This window comes from Parafrankia sp. BMG5.11, assembly GCF_004337455.1.
Genome location: NZ_SJXI01000077.1, coordinates 1 through 21,932 on the forward strand (window position 1 = coordinate 1; position 21,932 = coordinate 21,932).

At 72.5% G+C, this 21,932-nt stretch carries 16 protein-coding genes and 1 pseudogene; 12 read left to right on the forward strand and 5 right to left on the reverse strand.

Going from position 1 to position 21,932, the window contains the following annotated elements:
- The 3 genes and pseudogenes from E0504_RS52685 to rny all read left to right on the forward strand — a co-directional run.
- Positions 1-152, forward strand: a pseudogene (locus tag E0504_RS52685) (DNA recombination/repair protein RecA); the annotation flags it as partial.
- Between the two features lie 104 nt (positions 153-256).
- Entirely contained in the window at positions 257-799 is a 543-nt protein-coding gene (recX, locus tag E0504_RS38490; RefSeq protein ID WP_112105062.1) for a recombination regulator RecX, read from the forward strand.
- A 378-nt stretch (positions 800-1,177) separates the two neighbouring features.
- Positions 1,178-3,763: a ribonuclease Y gene (rny, locus tag E0504_RS38500; protein ID WP_306769300.1), complete on the forward strand. Its 2,586-nt coding sequence runs from the start codon at positions 1,178-1,180 to the stop codon at positions 3,761-3,763.
- Between the two features lie 53 nt (positions 3,764-3,816).
- On the opposite strand, the gene E0504_RS38505 is transcribed toward rny, so the two are convergent.
- The 4 genes from E0504_RS38505 to E0504_RS38520 form a co-directional block, all read right to left on the reverse strand.
- Positions 3,817-4,689, reverse strand: a complete 873-nt coding sequence (locus E0504_RS38505) for an amino acid ABC transporter permease (RefSeq protein ID WP_112105060.1) — start codon at positions 4,687-4,689, stop codon at positions 3,817-3,819.
- Positions 4,686-5,393, reverse strand: a complete 708-nt coding sequence (locus E0504_RS38510; RefSeq protein ID WP_112105059.1) for an amino acid ABC transporter permease — start codon at positions 5,391-5,393, stop codon at positions 4,686-4,688. Before E0504_RS38510 ends, E0504_RS38505 begins: the two co-directional genes overlap by 4 nt.
- 169 nt (positions 5,394-5,562) lie before the next feature.
- The gene (locus E0504_RS38515) at positions 5,563-6,543 is read right to left on the reverse strand and encodes a glutamate ABC transporter substrate-binding protein (RefSeq protein ID WP_112105058.1); all 981 of its coding nucleotides are present in this window, start codon (positions 6,541-6,543) and stop codon (positions 5,563-5,565) included.
- Positions 6,544-6,806: 263 nt separating this feature from the next.
- Positions 6,807-7,541: an amino acid ABC transporter ATP-binding protein gene (locus E0504_RS38520; protein WP_071061385.1), complete on the reverse strand. Its 735-nt coding sequence runs from the start codon at positions 7,539-7,541 to the stop codon at positions 6,807-6,809.
- 511 nt (positions 7,542-8,052) lie between these two features.
- Between E0504_RS38520 and miaB the strand changes: the two genes are divergently transcribed.
- From miaB to hflX, 6 genes are all read left to right on the forward strand, one after another.
- Positions 8,053-9,540 (forward strand): tRNA (N6-isopentenyl adenosine(37)-C2)-methylthiotransferase MiaB, encoded by a 1,488-nt coding sequence (miaB, locus tag E0504_RS38525; RefSeq protein WP_131626844.1) that lies wholly within the window; start codon positions 8,053-8,055, stop codon positions 9,538-9,540.
- Positions 9,537-10,322: a hypothetical protein gene (locus tag E0504_RS38530; protein ID WP_071061356.1), complete on the forward strand. Its 786-nt coding sequence runs from the start codon at positions 9,537-9,539 to the stop codon at positions 10,320-10,322. Before miaB ends, E0504_RS38530 begins: the two co-directional genes overlap by 4 nt.
- Positions 10,319-11,275 carry a tRNA (adenosine(37)-N6)-dimethylallyltransferase MiaA gene (gene miaA, locus E0504_RS38535; protein ID WP_112105055.1) on the forward strand — a complete coding sequence of 319 codons (957 nt, stop codon included), beginning with the start codon at positions 10,319-10,321 and terminating at the stop codon, positions 11,273-11,275. The genes E0504_RS38530 and miaA overlap by 4 nt, the downstream gene beginning before the upstream one ends.
- A 101-nt stretch (positions 11,276-11,376) precedes the next feature.
- The gene (locus E0504_RS38540) at positions 11,377-12,432 is read left to right on the forward strand and encodes an EAL domain-containing protein (protein ID WP_071061354.1); all 1,056 of its coding nucleotides are present in this window, start codon (positions 11,377-11,379) and stop codon (positions 12,430-12,432) included.
- 26 nt (positions 12,433-12,458) lie between these two features.
- Positions 12,459-13,352 carry a diaminopimelate epimerase gene (gene dapF, locus E0504_RS38545; protein WP_235013687.1) on the forward strand — a complete coding sequence of 298 codons (894 nt, stop codon included), beginning with the start codon at positions 12,459-12,461 and terminating at the stop codon, positions 13,350-13,352.
- A 285-nt stretch (positions 13,353-13,637) separates the two neighbouring features.
- Entirely contained in the window at positions 13,638-15,140 is a 1,503-nt protein-coding gene (hflX, locus tag E0504_RS38550; protein WP_112105053.1) for a GTPase HflX, read from the forward strand.
- A 115-nt stretch (positions 15,141-15,255) separates the two neighbouring features.
- On the opposite strand, the gene lexA is transcribed toward hflX, so the two are convergent.
- Positions 15,256-16,008: a transcriptional repressor LexA gene (gene lexA / locus E0504_RS38555; protein WP_071061346.1), complete on the reverse strand. Its 753-nt coding sequence runs from the start codon at positions 16,006-16,008 to the stop codon at positions 15,256-15,258.
- Positions 16,009-16,935: 927 nt separating this feature from the next.
- On the opposite strand from lexA, the gene E0504_RS38560 reads away from it, so the two are divergent.
- The 3 genes from E0504_RS38560 (at position 16,936) to E0504_RS38570 (ending at position 21,858) form a co-directional block, all read left to right on the forward strand.
- Entirely contained in the window at positions 16,936-17,181 is a 246-nt protein-coding gene (locus E0504_RS38560; protein ID WP_241831371.1) for a LysM peptidoglycan-binding domain-containing protein, read from the forward strand.
- Between the two features lie 390 nt (positions 17,182-17,571).
- Positions 17,572-18,132, forward strand: a complete 561-nt coding sequence (gene nrdR, locus E0504_RS38565; RefSeq protein WP_071061344.1) for a transcriptional regulator NrdR — start codon at positions 17,572-17,574, stop codon at positions 18,130-18,132.
- A gap of 681 nt (positions 18,133-18,813) precedes the next feature.
- Entirely contained in the window at positions 18,814-21,858 is a 3,045-nt protein-coding gene (locus E0504_RS38570) for a vitamin B12-dependent ribonucleotide reductase (protein ID WP_131626845.1), read from the forward strand.
- Positions 21,859-21,932: the final 74 nt, after the last annotated feature.

Below are 21,932 nucleotides of genomic sequence, written 5' to 3' on the forward strand. Positions count from 1 at the left end.
TCGGCCAGGGCAAGGAAAACGCACGGTCATTCCTCCGCGACAACCCGGATCTGGCCAACGAGATCGAAAAGCGGATCAAGGAGAAGCTCGGCCTCTCCCCGACGCTGGACGCTGACGCTGACGCTCCCGCCCCGGTTCCGGTGGACCTCTGACCGGGCGAGCGGCGTCCCGGCAGGAGCCGTTCCCGGCGGCTGAGCCATGGGGGACCACGACGGGCTGGCCCGCGGCCGGTGAGGAGTCCGACGGGCCGGGCGGCATGGACACATCGGCGGCCCGGCAGGCGCGGGCGGCCCGATCCGCGGGCGCCGCGGGTGATGCCGTCGCCGCCGCGCGGGAGATCTGCCTGCGCCAGCTCGCGGCGCGGTCGCGCAGCCGGGCCGAGCTCGCCACCGTGCTGCGGCGGCGCGGCGTCGCGGACGATGTGGCGGAGCAGGTCCTCGACCGTCTGGTGGAGGTCGGCCTGATCGACGACGAGGCGTTCGCGACCGCGTTCGTCTCCTCGGCTCGGGCGGGTCGGGGCCTGGGCCGCCGGGCACTGGCGACCGAGCTGCGGCGCCGGGGCGTGGCGCCTGAGGCCTCGGAGACCGCCCTGGCGGCAGTGGGCGCCGAGGACGAGGAGGAGACCGCTCGCGCCCTGGTCACCCGCCGCCTGCGCGCGATGGACGGCCTGCCCGCTCCGGTGCGGATCCGTCGCCTCGTCGCGTTGCTCACGCGAAAGGGTTACGATCTTGATCTCGCGCGCCGGGTGGTCACGGCCGCGGTGCCGGACGAGGACGGCGACGCACACAGCCTGGACTAGCACCAGACGCGCCGGATCCGGGCCCAGGGCAGGGGCGTCGCCGAAAGGGCGGCGGCTCTGGTCGGCGGGGCTCGGGGCCCGGGGCTCGCCGATGTTTTCCTTGACCGCATGAAAGCGGCAGATCTACCCTTTCACAAAGGTGCGAGGACTACCGCGCGTATGCGGTCCAGATAGCTGGCACAACTTCACATCAGGGCGAGCGTTCCTGCGGAACTCGGGCGTCGCGTGCCACCACTGCCACGGCTTTCTGCCCGTGCGTGCTGCTCGCGGCCTGTTTTTCAGGGATCCGTCGATGCATGTGCTCGTCCAGTGCCTGGTCCGGTCCCGCGCCGCTCACGCCTGTCCTGACAGGTGCAGACGGAGGCGGGAGGAGCAACCGTGGGTGCCGCCCTCATCACGCTTCTCGTGCTGCTTCTCCTCGCGGTCATCGGGCTGACACTGGTTCTGCTGCGCCTGGTACGGGCCGGTGGGCTGGGCGTGAGAGCGCGTGCCGACACCGTCACCGAGGTTCGGTCTCCCCATGACGGCGACGCGTCGCCGGTCGGCCGCCCCGGGGGAGACACGAGGCCGGCCTCGCCGAGCCCGCCGGATTCCCCGGTCTCGCGCAGAGACACGGATCCCGCCGTGCCCGCGTCGGAGGGCGTTCCGGATCCGGCCGTCGAGGCTCCGGCCACGACGGGTTCCGTGGGTCCCGGATCGATCAGCCCGGCCTCGGGCACGGCCGGGCCGGGCGTGTCCGGGCCGGAGAGCTCCACCGTGACCGGTCCCGAGCTGGGCGGTTCTGAGCCGGCCGGTTCCGGTTCGGGTGGAGCTGGGCTGGCTGGCGCCAGAGGAGCCGAGTCCGAGGCGACCAGTTCCGAACCGGCTGGTCCAGAGCAGGGCGGCCCGGAGCAGCCCGGCTCAGCACAGCTCGGTTCGAAACAGGCCAGTTCCGAACAGACTGGCGCTGAGCACGGCGGTCCCGGAACTCCCGAGTCGGGGAAGGCCGCATCCGCGGGTTCGGGCCAGGCCGGGTCCGGCGAACAGGCCGGTGCGGACCCAACGCCGGCCGGCACCGCGACCGCGCCGAAGGTACCGACCCTGCCGTCCGCGCCGACGGCGTCCGGCCGATCCGCTGACCTGGGCTCGGCCTCGCCGGCTCCGGAGGGCACGGCCTCGGGCACCGACGGCCACGCGGCCACTGCGGCCGACATGCCCGAGCCCGAGACAAGCGCTTCCGCTGCCGGGATCGGCGGAGCCGGGTCTGTGGGTGCCGGGGGCGACGGCGCGAGGCGGGAGCCTGCGAGCGCCGGTGCTGATCCCGGGTCGGTCGGCGCCGCCGCGGTCGGGGCCGCCAGGGTCGAGCTCGCGCAGATCTCGTCCATGGTCGCGGACCTTCGCCGGGAGGCGCGTGATGTTGAGGAGGAGGCCGAGCGGATCCGGCGCCGGGCCGAGCAGGACGCCGCGGAGCAGACGGAGCGGGTACGGCGGGAGGCCGAGCAGATCCGCCGGCACGCCGAGGAGGCCGCCGAGGCGATCCGGGAACGGGCGGTCGCGGACGCGGAGCTGCGGGCGTCGAGGGCGGAGGCGGCCGCCCGCGACGCGATCCACGCGGAGCGCGAGCAGATCCGCGCCGAGCTCGACGAGGATCTGCGCACCCAGCGGACCGAGCTGCGCGGCTGGGACAGCCGGCTCACCCAGCGCGAGCAGCGGGTCACAGACCAGGCTGCCGGCGTGGAGGAGCGGCTGCGCCGGCTGGAGACCCGCGAGGCCGAGCTGGCCGTCCGCGAGGCCGGGCTGGACAGCCGTGAGTCCGATCTCGGCGAGCTGGAGGAGGCCCGGCGGCGGGAGCTGGAGCGGGTGGCGGGCCTGACGTCCGCGGAGGCCCGCACCGAGCTGGTCAAGGTGGTCGAGGACCAGGCCAGGCTGGACGCCGCCGTCCGGGTGCGGGACATCGAGGCCCGAGCCGAGGAAGAGGCCGAGGACCGGGCGCGCCGGATCGTCACCCTGGCCATCCAGCGGGTCGCCTCGGACCAGACCGCCGAGTCCGTGGTGTCGGTGCTGCACCTGCCCAGTGACGAGATGAAGGGCCGCATCATCGGGCGCGAGGGTCGCAACATCCGCGCGTTCGAGTCCGTGACCGGCGTCAACGTGCTCATCGATGACACCCCGGAGGCGGTGCTGCTGAGCTGCTTCGATCCCGTGCGCCGGGAGATGGGGCGGATCACGTTGGCGGCGCTGGTGTCCGACGGCCGCATCCACCCGCACCGGATCGAGGAGGAGTACGCCCGGGCCGAACGCGAGGTCGCGGCGAAGTGCGTCCGCGCCGGTGAGGACGCCCTGATCGACGTCGGCATCGCCGAGATGCATCCCGAGCTGATCAACCTGCTGGGCCGGCTGCGCTACCGCACCAGCTACGGGCAGAACGTGCTCGCGCACCTCGTCGAGAGCGCCCACCTGGCCGGGATCATGGCGGCCGAGCTGCGGCTGCCCCCGGCGATCGCGAAGCGCGGCACGCTCCTGCACGACCTCGGCAAGGCGTTGACGCACGAGGTGGAGGGCTCCCACGCGATCGTGGGTGCGGAGATCGCCCGCCGCTACGGCGAGCACGAGGACGTCGTCCACGCCATCGAGGCGCATCACAACGAGGTCGAGCCGCGCTCCATCGGGGCCGTGCTGACCCAGGCCGCGGACCAGATCTCCGGCGGGCGCCCCGGGGCGCGCCGGGACAGCCTCGAGTCCTACGTCAAGCGCCTCGAGCGCATCGAGCAGATCGCCGCCGAACGCCCCGGGGTCGAGAAGGTCTTCGCCATGCAGGCCGGCCGCGAGGTGCGGGTGATGGTCGTGCCCGAGCTGGTCGACGACGTGGCCGCTCACCTGCTCGCCCGGGACGTCGCCAAGCAGATCGAGGACGAGCTCACCTACCCGGGCCAGATCCGGGTCACCGTGGTCCGCGAGACCCGCGCCGTCGGCATGGCCCGCTAGCCGCCATCAGCCAGGCAGCCAGCCCCGGCTGACGGACGGCCGTCCCGGGTCAGTCAGCTTCTGCCGGCCGCGACGGGGCCGGCGGTGTCGGCGGCGTCCAGCAGGATGGGCGCGGAGGTGCCGAGGCGGTGGGCCTGGCGCCGCTCGAGCCAACGCGCGGTCAGCGACAGCGAGAGGTTCACGATGATGTACATGACGGCCAGCACGGTGTACACGGGCAGGGCGTAGCGGCCGCCCAGGAACTCGACTGCCGACCGGCCCTGCCGCAGCAGCTCGGTGTACCCGATGACGAAGCCCAGCGAGGTGTCCTTCAGCAGCGTGACGAGCTGGCTGACCAGTGTCGGGCTCATCCGGCGCACGGCCTGCGGGAACTGGATCAGGGTGAAGATCTGGGTGCCGCGCAGCCCGAGCGCCGCCGCGGCCTCCGTCTGGCCCTTGTCGATGGACTGGATGCCCGCGCGGAAGATCTCGCTGAGCACCGCCCCGTTGTAGGCGGTCAGGCCGATCACGAGCGCCCAGAACGCCGAGAGGTTGATGCCGAGCTGCGGCAGGCCAAGGTAGGCGAAGAAGATCAGCATCAGCAGCGGCAGGCCGCGCAGCATCTCCACGACCGCCGTGGCCGGGATGCTGACCAGCCTGCGGTTCGACTGGCGCGCGAACGCGAGCGCCGTTCCGACGGCGACGGCGAGCACCATGCCGGTCGCGGCGGCGCGCAGCGTGTCGAGCAGGCCCTCCCACAGCAGCGTCCGCAGGTCGGGTTCGTCGAAGAAGACGCTCCACACCTCGCCGTCGAGCTGGCCCTTGTCCGACAGGCGCAACACGGCGAGGACGACGAGCGCCGCCAGCGCGGCCACCGCGACCACGCTCGCGATCAGGATGCGACGCCGGCCACGCGGGCCGGGGGGATCCGACAGCACGATGCTCATCGCGGGGTCCTCGTCAGCCGTCGTTCGGTGAGGCCGACCGCCCAGGCCAGGGACAGCGTCAGCACCAGGTAGCAGCCGATGCCGGCGAGCAGGACGGCGATGACGTCGCCGGGGTTCGCGGTGGTCAGCCGCTGACTGATCCCGGTCAGCTCCTGGACGCCGAACGCGGCGGCGATGGAGGTGTTGCGGATCAGCGCGCTGCCGACGCTGCCAAGCGGCTGGACCACGTTGCGGAACGCCTGCGGCAACACGACGAGCCGCAGCGTCTGCGAGAAGGTCAGGCCCAGCGCCCGCGCGGCCTCCGCCTGGCCCGCGTCGACGCCGTTCACCCCGGATCGCACGGCCTCGCAGACGAGCGCGGTGTGGTAGATCGTCAACGCCATGACGGCGAACGTGAAGTAGCTGAAGACGATGTCGACCTGCGGGAGTACGAAGACCACGAAGAAGAACACGATGGTCAGCGGCGTGTTACGAACGGTTTCCACGTAGGCCGTCCCCGCCCAGCGCAGCGGCGGAACCGGGCTGACCCGCATGGCCGCGAGGCCGGTGCCGAGGATCAGCGCGGACACGGCCGCGAACAGGCTCAGCCGAAGCGTCTGGACGAATCCCTCGCGGAAGATGTCGAGGTTGTCGAGGACGGCGTCGATGTGAGACCACCCGTAGTCAGCTCGGTGTTCGGAACGTTGCTCCGGGCGCCCGGCCATCCGTGCGGTCGCGGTACCCCGCGGTCGCGGTGGGCGGCCGGGACACCCGGCGTCAGCGCCCGGCGGCCCCGGGGCCCGGTGCGGGCCCGGGGCGCGCCGGGCGCCGAGGGTCAGGAAGTACGGAGGGTCAGGAAGTACGGAAGTACGGAGGTGCGGGAGGTGCGGAGGATCAGGAGGTGTAGCGGTCCACCGCGGGAGGCGTGGGCATGTCCGGCTCGACCTTGCCGATCGTGTCCTTGTAGGCCGTCTCGTACCGACCGTCGGTGTAGGCCGCTTCCAGCGTGTCGTTGATGAACGTGCGGAACTCGTCATCGCCCTTGGCGATGCCGATGCCGTAGGGCTCCGTGCTGAACGGCTCGCCGACCAGCTTGAAGGCGCCCGGGTCGGAGTCCATCAGGCCGAGCAGAATCGCGTTGTCGGTCGTGACCGCGTCCACCTGGCCGGCCTTGAGCGCCTCGGCGCACTTGCTGTAGACGTCGAACAGGGTCAGCTCGGCGTCCGGTGCCTGTGTGCGGATGCGCTCGGCCGGGGTGGAGCCGCTCACCGAGCAGACCTTCTTGCCCGCGAGCGTGTCCTTCCCGGTGATGGCGGTCTCGCCGGCCCGCACCATCAGCGTCTGACCGGCCACGTAGTACGGGCCGGCGAAGTCGACGACCTGCTTGCGCTTGTCGTTGATGGTGTAGGTGGCCACCACCAGGTCCACGCGGTGCTGCTCGATGAACGGCTCGCGGTTGGCCGAGACCGTCTCGACGAACTTGACCTTGTCCGCGGGGATCCCCAGCGCGTCGGTGATGATCCCGGCGATCTCGACGTCGAAGCCCTCGGGCTCGCCGCGCAGGTTCTTCAGGCCGAACAGCGGCTGGTCGAACTTCGTGCCGACGGTGATCGTGCCCGCCGACTGGAGCTTGGCCATCGTGCTCCCCGCCGGGAACGTGGTGGCGGTGGCGGCGGCCGGCTCGTCGGAGCTGTCGTCGTCGCCGCAGGCGGACAGCGTGAGCGAGCCGGCCAGTGCCGCGGCGAGCAGCAGGGCCGCGCCGCGCAGCGGCCGCCGCGGGCGGGAGCCCGAGGCCGCGCGGGTGGTGGAGTCGGTTGCGTCGATGGCGTCCGTGGGGGCCGTTCGCCGTTTGCTACGGGTGAGCGACATGCGCATGGGCGATCCTTTCCAGAAGTTCGACGTCGGGATTCAGATAGCGCTTTCTGCGGCTGCTGACCGCACCGCCGTAGGGGTGTTCGGTCCCACAATTCCAGTGGATGCGGTCGATGAGGGTCGGCTCCGCGACAGGGCCACCGATCATCCCGGTGTAGCCGGTCGGCGCCCGGTGCAGCTGGTCGGCCCGGCGTAATCCGATCGCGAACCGGCTGGGTCGGCTCCGGGGCACGACAGGTCTCGGCGGCGGGCTCGTTTCCGCTGGATCAATGAGTGAGGACCTTCGCCAGGAAGTCGGCGGCGCGTTCACTTGCCGGGGCGGCGAAAAAGTTCTTCGGCGGGGCCACCTCGAGCAGCCGGCCGTCGGCCATGAACACCACGCGGTCGGCCGCCGAGCGGGCGAAGCCCATCTCGTGCGTCACCACGATCATCGTCATGCCGGACGCGGCCAGCGACCGCATGACGTCCAGGACCTCCTGGATCATCTCCGGGTCGAGCGCCGACGTCGGCTCGTCGAAGAGCATCAGCTTCGGCTCCATCGCCAGCGCCCGGGCGATGGCCGCCCGCTGCTGCTGGCCGCCGGAGAGCTGGCGCGGGAGCCGGTCGGCCTTGTCCGCGATGCCGACACGTTCCAGCAGCGCCCGGGCTTTCTCCTCGGCCTCGGCGCGCCTGACGCCGTTCACCCTGCGCGGGCCGAGCGTGATGTTGTCCAGGATCGTGCGGTGCGCGAACAGGTTGAACGACTGGAACACCATGCCGACCTGGGCGCGCATGCGGGCCAGCTCCCGGCCCTCGGCGGGCAGCGGCCGGCCGTCGAAGGTGATGCGGCCCTCGTCGATGGTCTCCAGGCGGTTGACGCACCGGCACAGCGTCGACTTTCCCGAACCGGAGGGGCCGATGACGCACACGACCTCGCCGGCCTCGACCGTCAGGTTGATGTCATTCAGGACACGGTTCTTCCCGAAGGACTTGCTGACGCCTTCCAAGGTCACCAGCGGCATGTCGCCCTCCCGGCTCTTGTGATCGACGGGAGGCGGATGGGCGCGGCGCCAACGGAGACACGCGATCGACCGGAACTGCGGGACGGACGGGCCTGAACGGGTTCCGGCCATCGCATCATGGTCGTGAACATTTTCGAATGCTACGCCCCGATCATCCGCAATGGCGGTGTTCGCTCGGTGGTTTTACCTGTCAGGAACAGGATGTACCACGGACGCGGCGCACCCGGTGGCGGTCCCGACACGTCCGGCACGTTCCGGGGTGAAGCACACGGGCGTGTGTGGGCGCGGCAGGTGCTGGTCGGCCTCATCGGTCCAGCCGTGCGTCGGCCCGGTCGGCCCGCCTGGCCTGGTCGGCCCGCCGGCTCGACTCGTGCCCCCGGGCCCTGCCTGCCGAGCCTGCCGCGAGCGCACGTGCCGCGCCGGTCCCTGCGCTTGACGCGAAGGACGAGGTTCGAAGGAGTCGATCCCGGCGTGTCGAACGGTGTCCGGGTGCGGGCCGTAGGCTGGGTGGGTGAGCGGCCGTAGCTACCAGGTCCGGACGTTCGGCTGTCAGATGAACGTGCACGACTCCGAACGGCTCGCCGGCCTTCTCGAGTCCGCCGGCTACGTTCCGGCCCCGGAGGGGTCCGACGCCGACGTCGTCGTGTTCAACACCTGCGCTGTCCGTGAGAACGCCGACAACCGGTTGTACGGAAACCTCGGTCATCTGTACCCGGCGAAGAAGAGCAACCCGGCGATGCAGATCGCGGTGGGTGGCTGCCTCGCGCAGAAGGACCGGTCGGTGATCCTGGATCGCGCGCCCTGGGTCGACGTCGTGTTCGGCACCCACAACATCCATCGGCTGCCGGTGCTGCTCGAGCGGGCCCGGCACAACTCCGCCGCCCAGGTGGAGATCGCCGAGGCGCTCGAGGTCTTCCCGAGCAGCCTGCCGGCCCGCCGGGCCAGCCATCACTCGGCGTGGGTCAGCATCAGTGTGGGCTGCGACAACACCTGCACCTTCTGCATCGTGCCGAGCCTGCGCGGCGGTGAGCGCGACCGGCGTCCCGGCGACGTGCTCGCCGAGGTGGAGGCGCTGGTCGCCGAGGGCGCGCTGGAGATAACGCTGCTCGGCCAGAACGTGAACTCCTACGGGCGCTCACTGGGCGACCCGGGCGCGTTCGCGAAGCTGCTGCGCGCGTGCGGCCGGGTCGAGGGGCTGGAGCGGGTCCGTTTCACCTCACCGCATCCGCGCGATTTCACCGACGACGTCATCGAGGCGATGGCGCAGACGCCGAACGTGTGCCCACAGCTGCACATGCCGCTGCAGTCGGGGTCGGACGTGGTGCTGCGCCGGATGCGGCGCAGCTACCGCCGGGAGCGTTTCCTCGGCATCGTCGAGCGGGTCCGCGCGGCCATGCCGGACGCCGCGATCACCACCGACATCATCGTCGGATTCCCGGGTGAGACCGAGGCCGACTTCGCCGACACCCTGGACGTCGTCCGTACCGCGCGTTTCGCCGGGGCGTTCACCTTCAAGTACTCCCCGCGTCCCGGCACGCCCGCGGCCGAGATGGACGGCGCCGTCGATCCCGCGGTGGTCTCCGAGCGCTACGGGCGGCTCGCGAGCCTGCAGGACGAGATGTCGTGGGCGGAGAACCGGGCGCAGGTCGGGCGCCGGGTCGAGATCGTCGTGGCAGAGGGGGAGGGGCGCAAGGACTCCGCCACCGGCCGCCTCTCCGGACGCGCCCGCGACGGCCGCCTCGTCCACCTGCTGGTGACCGGGCCGCATGCGCAGGAGGGGCTCGTCCGGCCGGGCGACGTCGTGGAGACCGTGGTGACCAGGGGCGCGCCGCACCACCTGACGGCGGACGGCCCGCTGCTCACCCACCGCCGGACCCGCGCCGGTGATGCCTGGGCCGCCGGCCGCGCCATCGCCGGCGACACCCCGAGCCCGGAGGACCGCCCCGCGGTCTCTCTGGGGATGCCGCAGCTGCGCCCGAGCGCCCCCGCCGCGCGGTGACCCTGGTCGCCGCGGCTGTCTGCCCGCATCCGCCGCTGCTGGTCCCGCAGGTCGCCGGGGTGGACCCGGTCGAGGTCCGCGACCATGCCAGCGCGGCCGTCGCCCGGCTGTGCGCCCTCGCCCCGGACCACATCGTGGTCGTCGGCGACGATGCCGCGGACGCCCACTACGCCGGGTCGGCCGTCGGCTCGCTGGCCGGGTTCGGGGTCGACCTGAGCTTCTCGCTCGGTGCGTCGGGCACGGGTCCGGCCGTGCTCCCGCTGTCGCTCACCATCGGAGCCTGGCTGCTGCGTGAGGCGGGCTGGGCCGGGCGGTGCTCGGCCCGCGGGGTGCCGGCGGCGACCGGGCCGGCGGCGGCCGCCGCGATCGGCGCCGACCTCGTGGCCACCGCGGAGGCGGACGGGTCCCGGCTCGCCCTGCTGATCATGGGCGACGGGAGTGCCCGGCGGACGGTGAAGGCCCCCGGCAGCCTGGACCCGCGGGCCGCCGCGCACGACGCCTCGGTCTCCGCCGCGCTCGCCACGCTGGACGTCACGGCGCTGCTCGCCCTCGATCCCGCGCTCGCGGCCGACCTGCTCGCGCCGGGCCGGGCGTCCTGGCAGGTCCTCGCCGGCGCGCTGCGCCGCGCGACGCCGGGCGACCCGGCCCGCTCCTGGACGAGCCTGGTCCGCTACGACGACGCCCCGTTCGGGGTCGGCTACCTGGTCGTCGGATGGGAGCGCGCGGACGGCACCCGGGGCGACCGGCAGGAGAAGCGGGCCACCGCGCAGAGCGGCCGGTGACCGCGTCCCGTGACGGCGCCGGCCTGACCAACGGTGCCACCCGAGCCGATCAGGCCGGGCCGGTCATCGCGGTCGTCGGCCCGACCGGCGCCGGTAAGAGCGACCTGGCGGTCGAGATCGCCCTCGAGCTCGGTGGGGAGATCGTCAACGCCGACTCGATGCAGCTCTACCGGGGCATGGACATCGGCACGGCGAAGATCCCGATGGTCGAGCGCCGCGGCGTGCCCCACCATCTGCTGGACGTCTGGGAGATCACCCGCGCCGCGGACGTCGCCAGCTACCAGGCCGACGCCCGGCGGGTCGTCAGCGGCCTGCTCGCCGCCGGCCGGGTGCCGATCCTGGTCGGCGGATCTGGCCTGTACGTGCGGGCGGTTCTGGACGATTTGTCATTTCCCGGCACCGACCCGGCCGTCCGCGCCCGGCTCGAGCGCGAGCTCGCCGAGGTCGGGCCGGGGCCGCTGCACGAGCGGCTGACGGGGCTGGCGCCGACCGCCGCCGCGGCGATCCTGCCCGGCAACGGGCGGCGGATCGTGCGGGCGCTCGAGGTCGTCGAGCTCACCGGCACATTCGAGGCAACTTTGCCCGGATATCGATCGATTTATGACGTCGTTCAGGTCGGCGTGGACCGCCCGGACCTGGACACGCGGATCGCCGACCGGGTGGAGCTGATGTGGCGCGCGGGCTTCGTCGACGAGGTCGCGGCGCTCGCGGAGGCGGGGCTGCGCGACGGGCGGACCGCCTCGCGTGCCCTCGGATACGCGCAGGTCCTGGCCGTCCTCGACGGAGCAATGGACTCCATGGACGCGGCCAAACAGGCCACAACAACGGCCACCAGGCGCTTCGCTCGTCGGCAAAGATCCTGGTTCCGGCGTGATCCGCGGATATCCTGGCTGGAATTTCCGGATGTCGCCGCGGCGCTCGCCGAGGTACGACGTCTGGTGGGTTCGCTCTGATATCGGGTTCGCTCTGACGTGTGGCCGGCCCAGCGCCGCGGGACCTTCGCCTGACCCGTCGGCCCGGGTCCCGGCCCATCCCGGCGTCTGGAGAGTTCGACGTGACCGCGCTCGACCTTGCCCTGGTTCCCGCGCTGTACGCCTCGTTCGACGACGGTTCGCTACGCCTGCACTACCAGCCGGACGTCGACCTTCGTAACGGCTCCGTCCCGGGGATGCAGGCGCGGCCCCGCTGGGCGCACGCCGAGTTCGGGCTGCTCGGCCCGGCGGCCTTCATGCGCGTCGCCGAGGCCGCCGGACTGGTCGGCCAGGTACACCAGTGGGTGCTGCGGATGGCGGTCACGGAGGCGCGGACCTGGCACCGGATGGCCGCGGGGACCTCCGTCCGCCCGCCGCGGCTGTGGGTGCGCATCGACGGCCGTCATCTCGCCCGCCCGGAGTTCCTCGCCGAGGTGGAGCGGCTGGTGCTGGGGCGGTCGCTGCCGGCGGGCGCCGTCGGCCTGCAGTTCACCGAGGACACGCTGGCGTTCGCGCCTCCCGCGCTGCCCCGCCTGCTGGCGCGGCTGCGGGACCTCGGCGTCGCGGTGGGCGTCGACGCGTTCGGCACGTGGTACGGCTCGTTGTCCACCCTCGACGTGCTCCCGCTGGACCTGGTGCGGATCGACGGGCAGTTCCTGCGGGCGACGATCCGCGACATGGAGGGCGAGGCGGCCTTCGCCTCCCTGGTGGGCGTGGCGCATCGGCGGCGCATGGTCGTCGTCGCCGAGGACGTCGACACCGCGGTGCTGGCGGACCGGGTCGGCAGGCTGGACTGCGACCGGGTGTCCGGGCCGCTCTTCTGCCCGCCGGTACCGGTGGAGGACGCCCGCATGATCGCGCTCGGCCGCGGCCGGCCGGACAGGTGGTACAAGCCGTCCGCTGAGACCCGGGCCGAGCCCGGCTTCCGGCCGGCGAGCCAGCCCGGGTGGTCCGGCGCCACCCCCGGCCGCCCTGGCCCTCGGCCTGGACGTCCCGGCGACCAGTACGGGCGTCCTGGCGACCCGCAGGGACGTCCCGCCCAGCCGACGCGTTCGGGAGGTACCGCGCAGTCAGGAGGTACCGCGTATCCGGGTGGTTCGGGGCGAGGGGACCGTTCGCGGGCGGCTGCCGCGGGGTGAGCCCGCCGCGGCCGTACGATCGCGGCGTGCGCTTCGTCAAGGGACACGGAACGGGTAACGACTTCGTCATCCTGCCGGATGCCGACGGCGAGCTCGATCTCAGCCCCGAGCTGGTGCGGGCGCTGTGCCACCGGGGCACCGGCATCGGCGCCGACGGGGTGCTGCGGGTCGTGTTGACCGCGGCCGAGCCCGCCGCCGGCGACAGTGCGGCCGCCCGCTGGTTCATGGACTATCGCAACGCCGACGGGTCGATCGCCGAGATGTGCGGCAACGGGATCCGGGTGTTCGCCCGCTATCTCGTCGACGCGGGTTACGCCGCGCCCGGCCGTCTCGTCATCGCCACCCGGGCCGGCCTGCGGGCGGTCGAGGTGCCGACGGGCGGCGACGTCACCGTCGAGATGGGACCGCCCGAGCTGGCCGCCGGCCCGGTGCCGGTCACGGTCGCCGGGCGGGAGTTCGCCGCCGTGCCGGTCTCGATGGGGAACCCGCACGCGGTCTGCTTCGCCGACGACCTCGACCCGGCCGGCCTGGCGCGCCTGGATCTGCGCGCGCCGGCCTATCCGGCCGCCGCCTTCCCCGAGGGCGTGAATGTCGAGGTCGTCGTCCCGGCTCCGGACGGGGTCGCCATGCGGGTCTTCGAGCGGGGCGTCGGTGAGACCGCGTCCTGCGGCACCGGCGCGTGTGCCGTCGCTGTGGCCTGGGCGGCCCGCAATGGCGATGGGCCGCCCGCAGAGGTCGAGGTCGACCTCCCCGGCGGGCGGCTGACCGTCGGCTGGCGGGAGTCGACCGTCCTGCTCAGTGGCCCGGCCGTGCTGGTGTCGGACGGTGTCCTTCGTCCCGACTGGCTGCGCGCGGCGGGTGGCTTCGGCCCGGCGGCTCCCGCGGGCGAGCGGCGTCCGAGCGTTGTCGGGGCCGGCTGAGCGCGGCCGGGGCAGGCAGGGCGAAGTCCCTCGATCTCCCTCGGGGACCCGTAGCGCGTGGGTGCGCCCGGGCGTCGGGCCGGGTGCCCGACTCAGGTCCGCCGATGTCGTCCGGTGGCGGGCGCCGTCCGGTAAAGGGTTCGCGATCGCGGGTACGCCGTGTCACCCTGGGGATGACGGTGTTTCATCGGCCGGGCGAACCCGGCTGATGGGGCGAAAGAGTGCCGTCCCGGCCGGGGCGGACTGGAATGACGCGGTCACCGTGCCGCGTTGAGAACGGATGGTATGAGTCTTCGCGCTGACGCCGCTGTGGCGTCCACCCGGCATCTGAAACTGCACTCGGGCGAAAACGACGGCCACGAGGGTCGTGACGGTCGCGCCGGCACCGCGCTCGCCCTGGCCGAGGCCGACGGGTTCTCGTTCTTCGACGAGGAGGGCGACGGGCTCGACCTGGAGGACCGTGGCGCGCTGCGCCGTGTCCCGGGCCTCACCACCGAGCTCGAGGACGTCACCGAGGTCGAGTACCGCCAGCTCCGGCTGGAACAGGTCGTTCTGATCGGGGTGTGGACGTCGGGCTCGCAGGTCGAGGCCGAGGCGTCCATGGCGGAGCTGGCCGCGCTCGCCACCACCGCCGGCTCGGTCGTGCTCGACGCGCTCGTGCAGCGCCGGGACAGGCCCGACGCAGCGACCTTCGTGGGCTCCGGCAAGGCCAAGGAGCTCGCCGAGATCGTACTGGCGACCGGCGCGGACACGGTGATCTGCGACGGCGAGCTGACCCCCGGCCAGCTGCGCCAGCTCGAGGAGGTCGTCAAGGTCAAGGTGATCGACCGGACGGCGCTGATCCTCGACATCTTCGCCCAGCACGCGACGTCGCGCGAGGGCAAGGCGCAGGTCGAGCTCGCCCAGCTGCAGTACATGCTGCCGAGGCTGCGCGGCTGGGGTGAGTCGATGTCCCGGCAGGCCGCCAGCGGCGGCCGGGCGCCGATCGGTACCCGTGGCCCCGGTGAGACGAAGATCGAGACGGACCGTCGCCGGCTGCGCGCGCGCATCACCAAGCTGCGCCGAGAGCTCACCGGGATGGCCACCGTCCGGGCGACCAAGAGGTCGTCACGCCGCCGCGGTGCCGTTCCCGCCGTCGCGATCGCCGGCTACACCAACGCCGGCAAGTCGTCGCTGCTCAACCGACTGACCGGGGCGGGCGTACTGGTCGAGGACGCGCTGTTCGCGACCCTCGACCCGACGGTGCGCCGGGCCACGCTGCCCGACGGCCGGATCTTCACCCTGGCCGACACGGTCGGCTTCGTGCGCCACCTGCCGCACCAGATCGTCGAGGCGTTCCGCTCGACGCTCGAGGAGGTGGTGGACGCCGACCTCGTCCTGCACGTCGTCGACGGTTCGGCCCCGGACCCGATGGGGCAGATCTCGGCCGTGCGCGAGGTGCTCGCCGAGATCGACGCGGCCGGGGTGCCCGAGCTCATCGTGGTCAACAAGGTGGACGCGGTCGACCCGACCACGCTCGCCGTCCTGCGTCAGGCGGTGCCGGACGCCATCTTCGTCTCGGCGCGGTCCGGGGCGGGGCTGCAGGAGCTGGTGGAGGCGCTCTCGGCGCGGATACCGCACCCGGAGGTCGAGATGTCCCTGCTGGTGCCCTACACCCGGGGCGATCTCGTCTCCCGCATCCACCAGATCGGCGAGGTGCTTCGAGTTGAGCACACCGGCAAGGGCACCGAGGTCGCCGCGCGCGTGCCCGTGGGCCTGGCCGCCGAGCTGGAGCCGTTCCGCGCCTGACGGCCCTGCCTGAACACCAGCCCCGACGGAACACCGCGAGCTGAACACCGCACCGGTCAGACGCCTGACGTCTGACCGGTGCCCGGCCTGCCCGGTGCCGGCCGCGTGCCGGGGATCAGACCCGGCGCATCACCGCCACGATGCGGCCGAGGATGGTCGCGTCCTCGGCCGGGATGTCGGAGAATGCCGGGTTCTCCGGCGCCAGCCACACCCGGCCGTCGCGCTGCCGGAACCGCTTGACCGTGGCCTCCCCATCGATCATCGCCGCGACGATCTCGCCGTTGTCCGCCACCGGCTGCTGCCGGACGACGACGAAGTCGCCGTCACAGATGGCGGCATTGATCATCGACTGGCCGACCACCTTGAGCAGGAACAGAGTTCCCTCGCCGACGATCTCCTTCGGCAGCGGGTAGACGTCCTCGATCGCCTGCTCGGCGAGGATCGGCCCACCGGCGGCGATCCGCCCCACCAGGGGGACGTAGGTGGGCGTGCCGGCCTCCAGCGCCGTGGTCTCGGCGGGTGCGCCGGCCGCCGCCGCGGCACCCGCGCGGGAACGCCCGCCGGCCTTCGCGCCGCCGATCGGAAGCACCTCCATCGCCCGCGGCCGGTTCGGGTCGCGCCGGAGGAACCCCTTCTCCTGCAGCACCTTGAGCTGGTGTGCCACGCTGCTGGTGCTGGTCAGGCCGACAGCCTCGCCGATCTCCCGGACGCTCGGCGGGTATCCACGCCGCTCCACCGCGGACCGGATGACCTCGAGCACCTTCTTCTGCCGCTGCGTCAGGCCCGAGGCGTCCGCGGGGCTGTCGGGAAAATCCCGGACGTTGCCACGGGTGTCACCTCGGCGGGTACCCCGTTCCTGGCTGGTCATCGCTTACCGCTCTCCTGTCGATGCTTCCGCGCGGCGGATGGTGCCACCGGCGGCTGCCAAGGACCGGGTGGTCGACGGCCCGGCTCCGCCAACACCCACCCGGTCGTTCCAATGCTTTGTCCGATTAGTAACTTTTGATCGGTTCGGCTGATCGGTTTGGCAGGGTCCTTCGTGCTCGGTTCATCTCGCACGATCGTCCACAACTGATCGTCCTTGACGGTAGTCGGCCGGTCGCCGAATCTCAAACGTCTGTTCGAGCGTGTCGGGGGAAGTGTGCGTGGCGGCCGTGTAAGAATCGCTCAGGCGTTCGATCGAACGAGTGTTCGCGCCTGGGAGGTTGGCATGACCGACGGTGGCGGTGCGGCCGGTGGGAATGCGTCAGTTCGGCGGGGTCACCCGGTGTCTCGCAGCTGCGCGCTGCGGCAGGGTGCGCAGGTCGCGACGGGTGCGCGGGGGGCGCGCGGCGTGCGTGGAGCCGCGGTGGGCGGAGTCGCCGTCCGTGGCCGCGGGGTGCGGGGGGTGGCGGTGCGCGGCATGGGCCGCGTGCCGGTAGGGCGCCCGGTTCGCTCTCGTGGCGCCCGATGTGGTCTCTCGGGGGCTGCTCCGGCCGCCACGGTGCCGCCCGGTGAGTCCAGGCGGGGCGGTGAGCGGCGATCCGGGGCGTCCGTCATCGAGATGCCCGGCATGTGGTGGCGTGAGGCAGCCGTCGGGCTGGTCGCGGCCGGGTCGGCCGCCGCGGCGCCCGGGCCGCGTCCTGGGCCGAGTGGGCAGTCCCAGCCCCAGCGTCCCCGGCCTCAGCCCCACGCCCGGCCTGAAGCTCGACCTCGACCTCGGGCCGGGTCCCGGTCCCGGTCGCGGGCCGGTGGGCGGGGGAGGCCGGGTGCGCGGCCGCCGCTGCGGCTGACCAGGCGCGGCCGCATCGTCGTGGTGGCGCTGGCGAGCACGCTCCTCGGCCTTGTCTTCTCGTTGGTGCTGGTGACGGCGTCACAGGCGTTCACCGGCGTCCCGGTGAGCTACCGGACGCACGTCGTGCGGTCCGGGGAGACACTCTGGGAGATCGCCCACGAGGCCGCCCCCGAGGCCGACACCCGCGACACCGTCCGCGGGCTCATGACCCTGAACGGCCTCGACACGGTGACGCTCATGCCCGGTCAGGAGCTCCGGCTCCCCTGACCCGGCTTTCCTGCTGCGGCCCCGATGCCCCGATAGCTCGGCGGCCCGGCATGCCCGGGGCTTTCGGTGCGTCAGGTGTTGCGGCTGCCCCACCGAGGGCACGTCCGGCTGGTGTCACCGCCTGTCGTGGCCCCGGCGCGGGCTGGCGAGAACACACCTGAGGACCACATGCGCCGGAGGGGCCGGTGTCGGATCTGTCGGGGGTGTGCGCTACGGTGGACACAACATCTTGTAGTTGCAGCACCGCAAGTCATCCACAGGTTGTTACACAGGTAATCCACAGGGCCTTGACCGTCTGTCCGCAGGGCCGCCGGTCGAGGTGACGGAACCCAGTCGGACGCACCCCGCGGGCGGCAGTGTCAGCCTGCCCGGGGTGGAGGGGAGCGGACCATGCGGTGCCCTTTCTGCCGGCATCCCGACAGCCGTGTCGTCGACAGCAGGGAGGCCGAGGAAGGCGCCGCGATCCGGCGCCGGCGGTCGTGTCCGGCCTGTGGCCGTCGGTTCACGACCATGGAGGAGGCCTCCTTGCGGGTCCGTAAGCGCAGCGGGGCCACCGAGCCCTTCAGCCGCGCGAAGGTGATCGTGGGAGTGCGCAAGGCGTGCCAGGGTCGCCCCGTCCGGTCGGACGATCTGGCGCTGCTGGCGGAGCGGGTCGAGGAGACGGTGCGTTCCTCGGGCTCCGCGGAGGTGGCCGCCGAGGATGTCGGCCGAGCGATCCTCGGCCCCCTCCGGGAGTTGGACGAGGTGGCCTACCTCCGCTTCGCCTCCGTCTACCTGGCGTTCGAGTCGCTCGGCGACTTCGAGGCGGCGATCGCGGCCCTGCGTGCCGAGTCGGCTGGCGGCGGTGAGTCGCCCGTCGCCGGGAAGCCGACCGCGATGCCGGCGGCCACCGGGGCCTCGGCTGTCGTCGTTCCGGTGACCACGGGCCCACGGGCGGCGGCCGGCCCCTGACGTACCGGCCCGAGGTCCCGGAACCGGGATCCGGGCGTCCATGAGTGACCCAGCCTGATCCGCGCCGGCCTCACGAACCCGGGCAGGTGGGCCGCCTGCCGCCTGCCGGCTCCGGCATCGCGGGCCGGGAGCGGGGGAGGCGTCGAGGCGCGGTCCGGCGAGCGTCCAGGTCCGTGTAACGACCTGGAATGGAACCAGCCTGGAGCCGTGTCGGTGCGGAGCCGGAGCCACACGGTCTCGGAGCCGCGGTGGTCCGTGTACTGCGCGAGGCCACGGGAGCCGCCCGCGGCGCACGTAATACAGGCATCGGCGCATGCGCCGCGGCCAGCACCTTTGCACCTGATGTTCGGACCCGACCACCAGTGCCCCTGCCCCGCCCCTGCCCCGCCCCCGACCCGATCCCGTCCGGCGCGGCCACGGGCATCGAGCGCCACCAGCCGGACCGGCCACCTCGGATACGCCGCCGTGCCCGCCAGATCCGGCACGGCCTCAGGCCCCACATACCGTCCCAGACCCCACGCACGCCCCGGCCGATCAGCGGAACAGCTGATCCGGCCATCCCGCCCTGCACTGCCGGCGCCGGGCCGGACCTGCCCGGACCATGCCTGACCAGGCCTGATCCGGGCACGTAAGTCCGGTGGCCGCTGTTTGAACCCATCGAACGCGAACACGAGGAGCGCTATGACCGAGACCCGCGGCAAGGGGAACAGATCGGCCGCGAAGGTGGCCGGGCTGAAGATCCGGCGGGTTCGCACCACGCCTGGAGTCCACCCCTACGACGAGGTGGAGTGGGAGTCCCGCGACGTCGTCATGACGAACTGGCGGGACGGATCGGTCAACTTCGAGCAACGTGGGGTGGAGTTCCCGACCGCCTGGTCGGTCAACGCCTCCAACATCGTCGCCAGCAAGTACTTCCGCGGCGCGCTCGGCTCGCCCGATCGGGAGTCGTCGCTGCGCCAGCTCATCGACCGGGTCGTGCTCCGCTACGGCGCGGCCGGCCGCGAGCACGGCTACTTCGCGTCGGAGAGCGACGCCGAGATCTTCGAGCACGAGCTGACCTGGATGCTGCTGCACCAGGTCTTCAGCTTCAACTCCCCGGTCTGGTTCAACGTCGGGACGGCCGCGCCGCAGCAGGTGTCGGCGTGCTTCATCCTCGCAGTGGACGACACCATGGAGTCGATCCTCAACTGGTACCGGGAGGAGGGCCTGATCTTCAAGGGCGGCTCCGGTGCCGGTCTCAACCTCTCCCGAATCCGCTCCTCGAAGGAGCTCCTCTCCTCCGGCGGCACCGCGTCCGGCCCGGTCAGTTTCATGCGCGGCGCCGACGCCTCGGCGGGCACCATCAAGTCGGGCGGGGCGACGCGGCGCGCGGCGAAGATGGTCGTCCTCGACGTCGACCATCCCGACGTCGTCGAGTTCGTCGAAACCAAGGCGCGTGAGGAGGACAAGATCCGCGCGCTGCGCGACGCCGGGTTCGACATGGACCTCGGCGGGCGCGACATCGCCTCGGTGCAGTACCAGAACGCCAACAACTCGGTGCGGGTCAACGACGAGTTCATGCGCGCCGTGGTCGACGGGACGTCCTTCGACCTGCGGGCGCGTCTCGACAACCGGGTGATCGAGTCGGTGGACGCCCGCGGGCTGTTCCGCACGATCTCCCAGGCCGCCTGGGAGTGCGCCGACCCGGGCATCCAGTACGACGGCACGATCAACGACTGGCACACCTGCCCGGAGTCCGGCCGGATCTCCGCGTCGAACCCGTGCTCGGAGTACGTCCACCTGGACAACTCGAGCTGCAACCTGGCCTCGCTGAACCTGATGAAGTTCCTGCGGCCGGACCGCACCTTCGACACCGAGACGTTCGTCGCGTCCGTCGAGCTGATCATCACGGCGATGGACATCTCGATCTGCTTCGCGGACTTCCCGACCCCGGAGATCACCAAGGTGACCCGGGCGTACCGGCAGCTCGGTATCGGGTACGCCAACCTGGGCGCGCTGCTCATGGCCAGCGCCCGCGCGTACGACTCCGACGGGGGCCGGGCGCTCGCCGCCGCGATCACCTCGCTGATGACCGCCACCGCCTACCGCCGCTCGGCGGAGCTCGCCGGCACCGTCGGGGCCTACGACGGCTTCGCCCGCAACGCCGACGCCCACCGGCGGGTCGTGCGCAAGCACTCGGCGGCGAACGACGCCGTGCGCACCGTGCACGCGGAGGAGGCCCGCCTGATCACCGCGGCCTCGAAGGAGTGGGAGCGCGCGCTGTCGGTGGGGGAGAAGCACGGCTGGCGCAACGCCCAGGTCAGCCTGCTGGCCCCGACCGGGACGATCGGCCTGGCGATGGACTGCGACACCACCGGGATCGAGCCGGACCTGGCCCTGGTGAAGATGAAGAAGCTGGTCGGCGGGGCCAGCATGAAGATCGTGAACCAGACGGTGCCCGCGGCGCTGCGCGCGCTGGGATACGCCGAGGAGACGATCGAGGCGATCGTCGAGTACATCGCCGAGCACGGCCACGTCGTCGACGCCCCCGGCCTGCGCACCGAGCACTACGAGGTGTTCGACTGCGCCATCGGGGACCGCGCGATCAGCCCGATGGGCCACGTCCGGATGATGGCCGCCGTCCAGCCGTTCCTCTCCGGCGCCATCTCCAAGACGGTGAACATGCCGGCGACGGCCACCGTCGCCGAGGTCGAGGAGATCTACCTCGAGGGATGGCGGCTCGGCCTCAAGGCCCTCGCGATCTACCGGGACAACTGCAAGGTCGGCCAGCCACTGACGGATGTGAAGGGCGCGAAGCGGGACGCCGACGCGGCGGCCGAGGTGGCCTCCGACGTGGCCGCCCGGGCCGCCGCCGGAGCGGCCGCGGCCGCGGTAGCGGCAGGGGCAGGGGCAGCGGCGCCGTCCGCCGCGGCGGCGCAGCCCGCGGTCGGCCCCGGCGCTCCCGGCCCGCACTGGCCGGCCGGGCCCGGTGAGCACCGGCCCGTCCGCCGCAGGCTGCCGAAGACACGCCCGTCGCAGACCGTCTCGTTCAGCGTCGGTGGCGCCGAGGGGTACATGACCGCCGGCTCCTACCCGGACGACGGCCTCGGCGAGGTCTTCATCAAGATGTCCAAGCAGGGCTCCACCCTCGCCGGTGTGATGGACGCGTTCTCGATCGCGGTGTCCATCGCGCTGCAGTACGGCGTGCCGCTGGAGGCCTACGTCAGCAAGTTCATCAACATGCGGTTCGAGCCGGCCGGTATGACCGACGACCCGGACGTGCGGATCGCCCAGTCGATCATGGACTACCTGTTCCGCCGGCTGGCCCTGGACTACCTGACCGAGGAGCAGCGCGCGGAGCTGGGCATCCTGTCCGCCTCGGAGCGGACGCGGCGGCTGTCCGACCAGGCCGGCGGCGGCCCGGCCGTGGCGGCGGAGCCGGAGATCGACATCGAGTCGCTGCGGGCGTCCGCCCCGGTCGAGGGCGGCTCGGCCCCGGCAGCCAGCGCCGGTGTGGCGCCGGCCGGGTCAGCGCCGGCGGCGGCCGGACCGGCGGCGGCCGGACCGGGCGTGGGCGGCGGGCCGGAGCTGGTCGTGCAGGAGCTGCGGCTGGCCATGCCGGGCGGTTCGCTGACCGCCCAGACGGTGGTCGACGCGCCGCTCTGCTTCACCTGCGGTGTGCACATGCGCCCGGCCGGCAGCTGCTACGTCTGCGAGCAGTGCGGCTCCACCAGCGGTTGCAGCTGACCTCTTCCGTAGCCAGAAGTGAGGTGTCCCAGCGGCACATCGAGTCGCTGGGACACCTCACCTCGCCGGCGGCC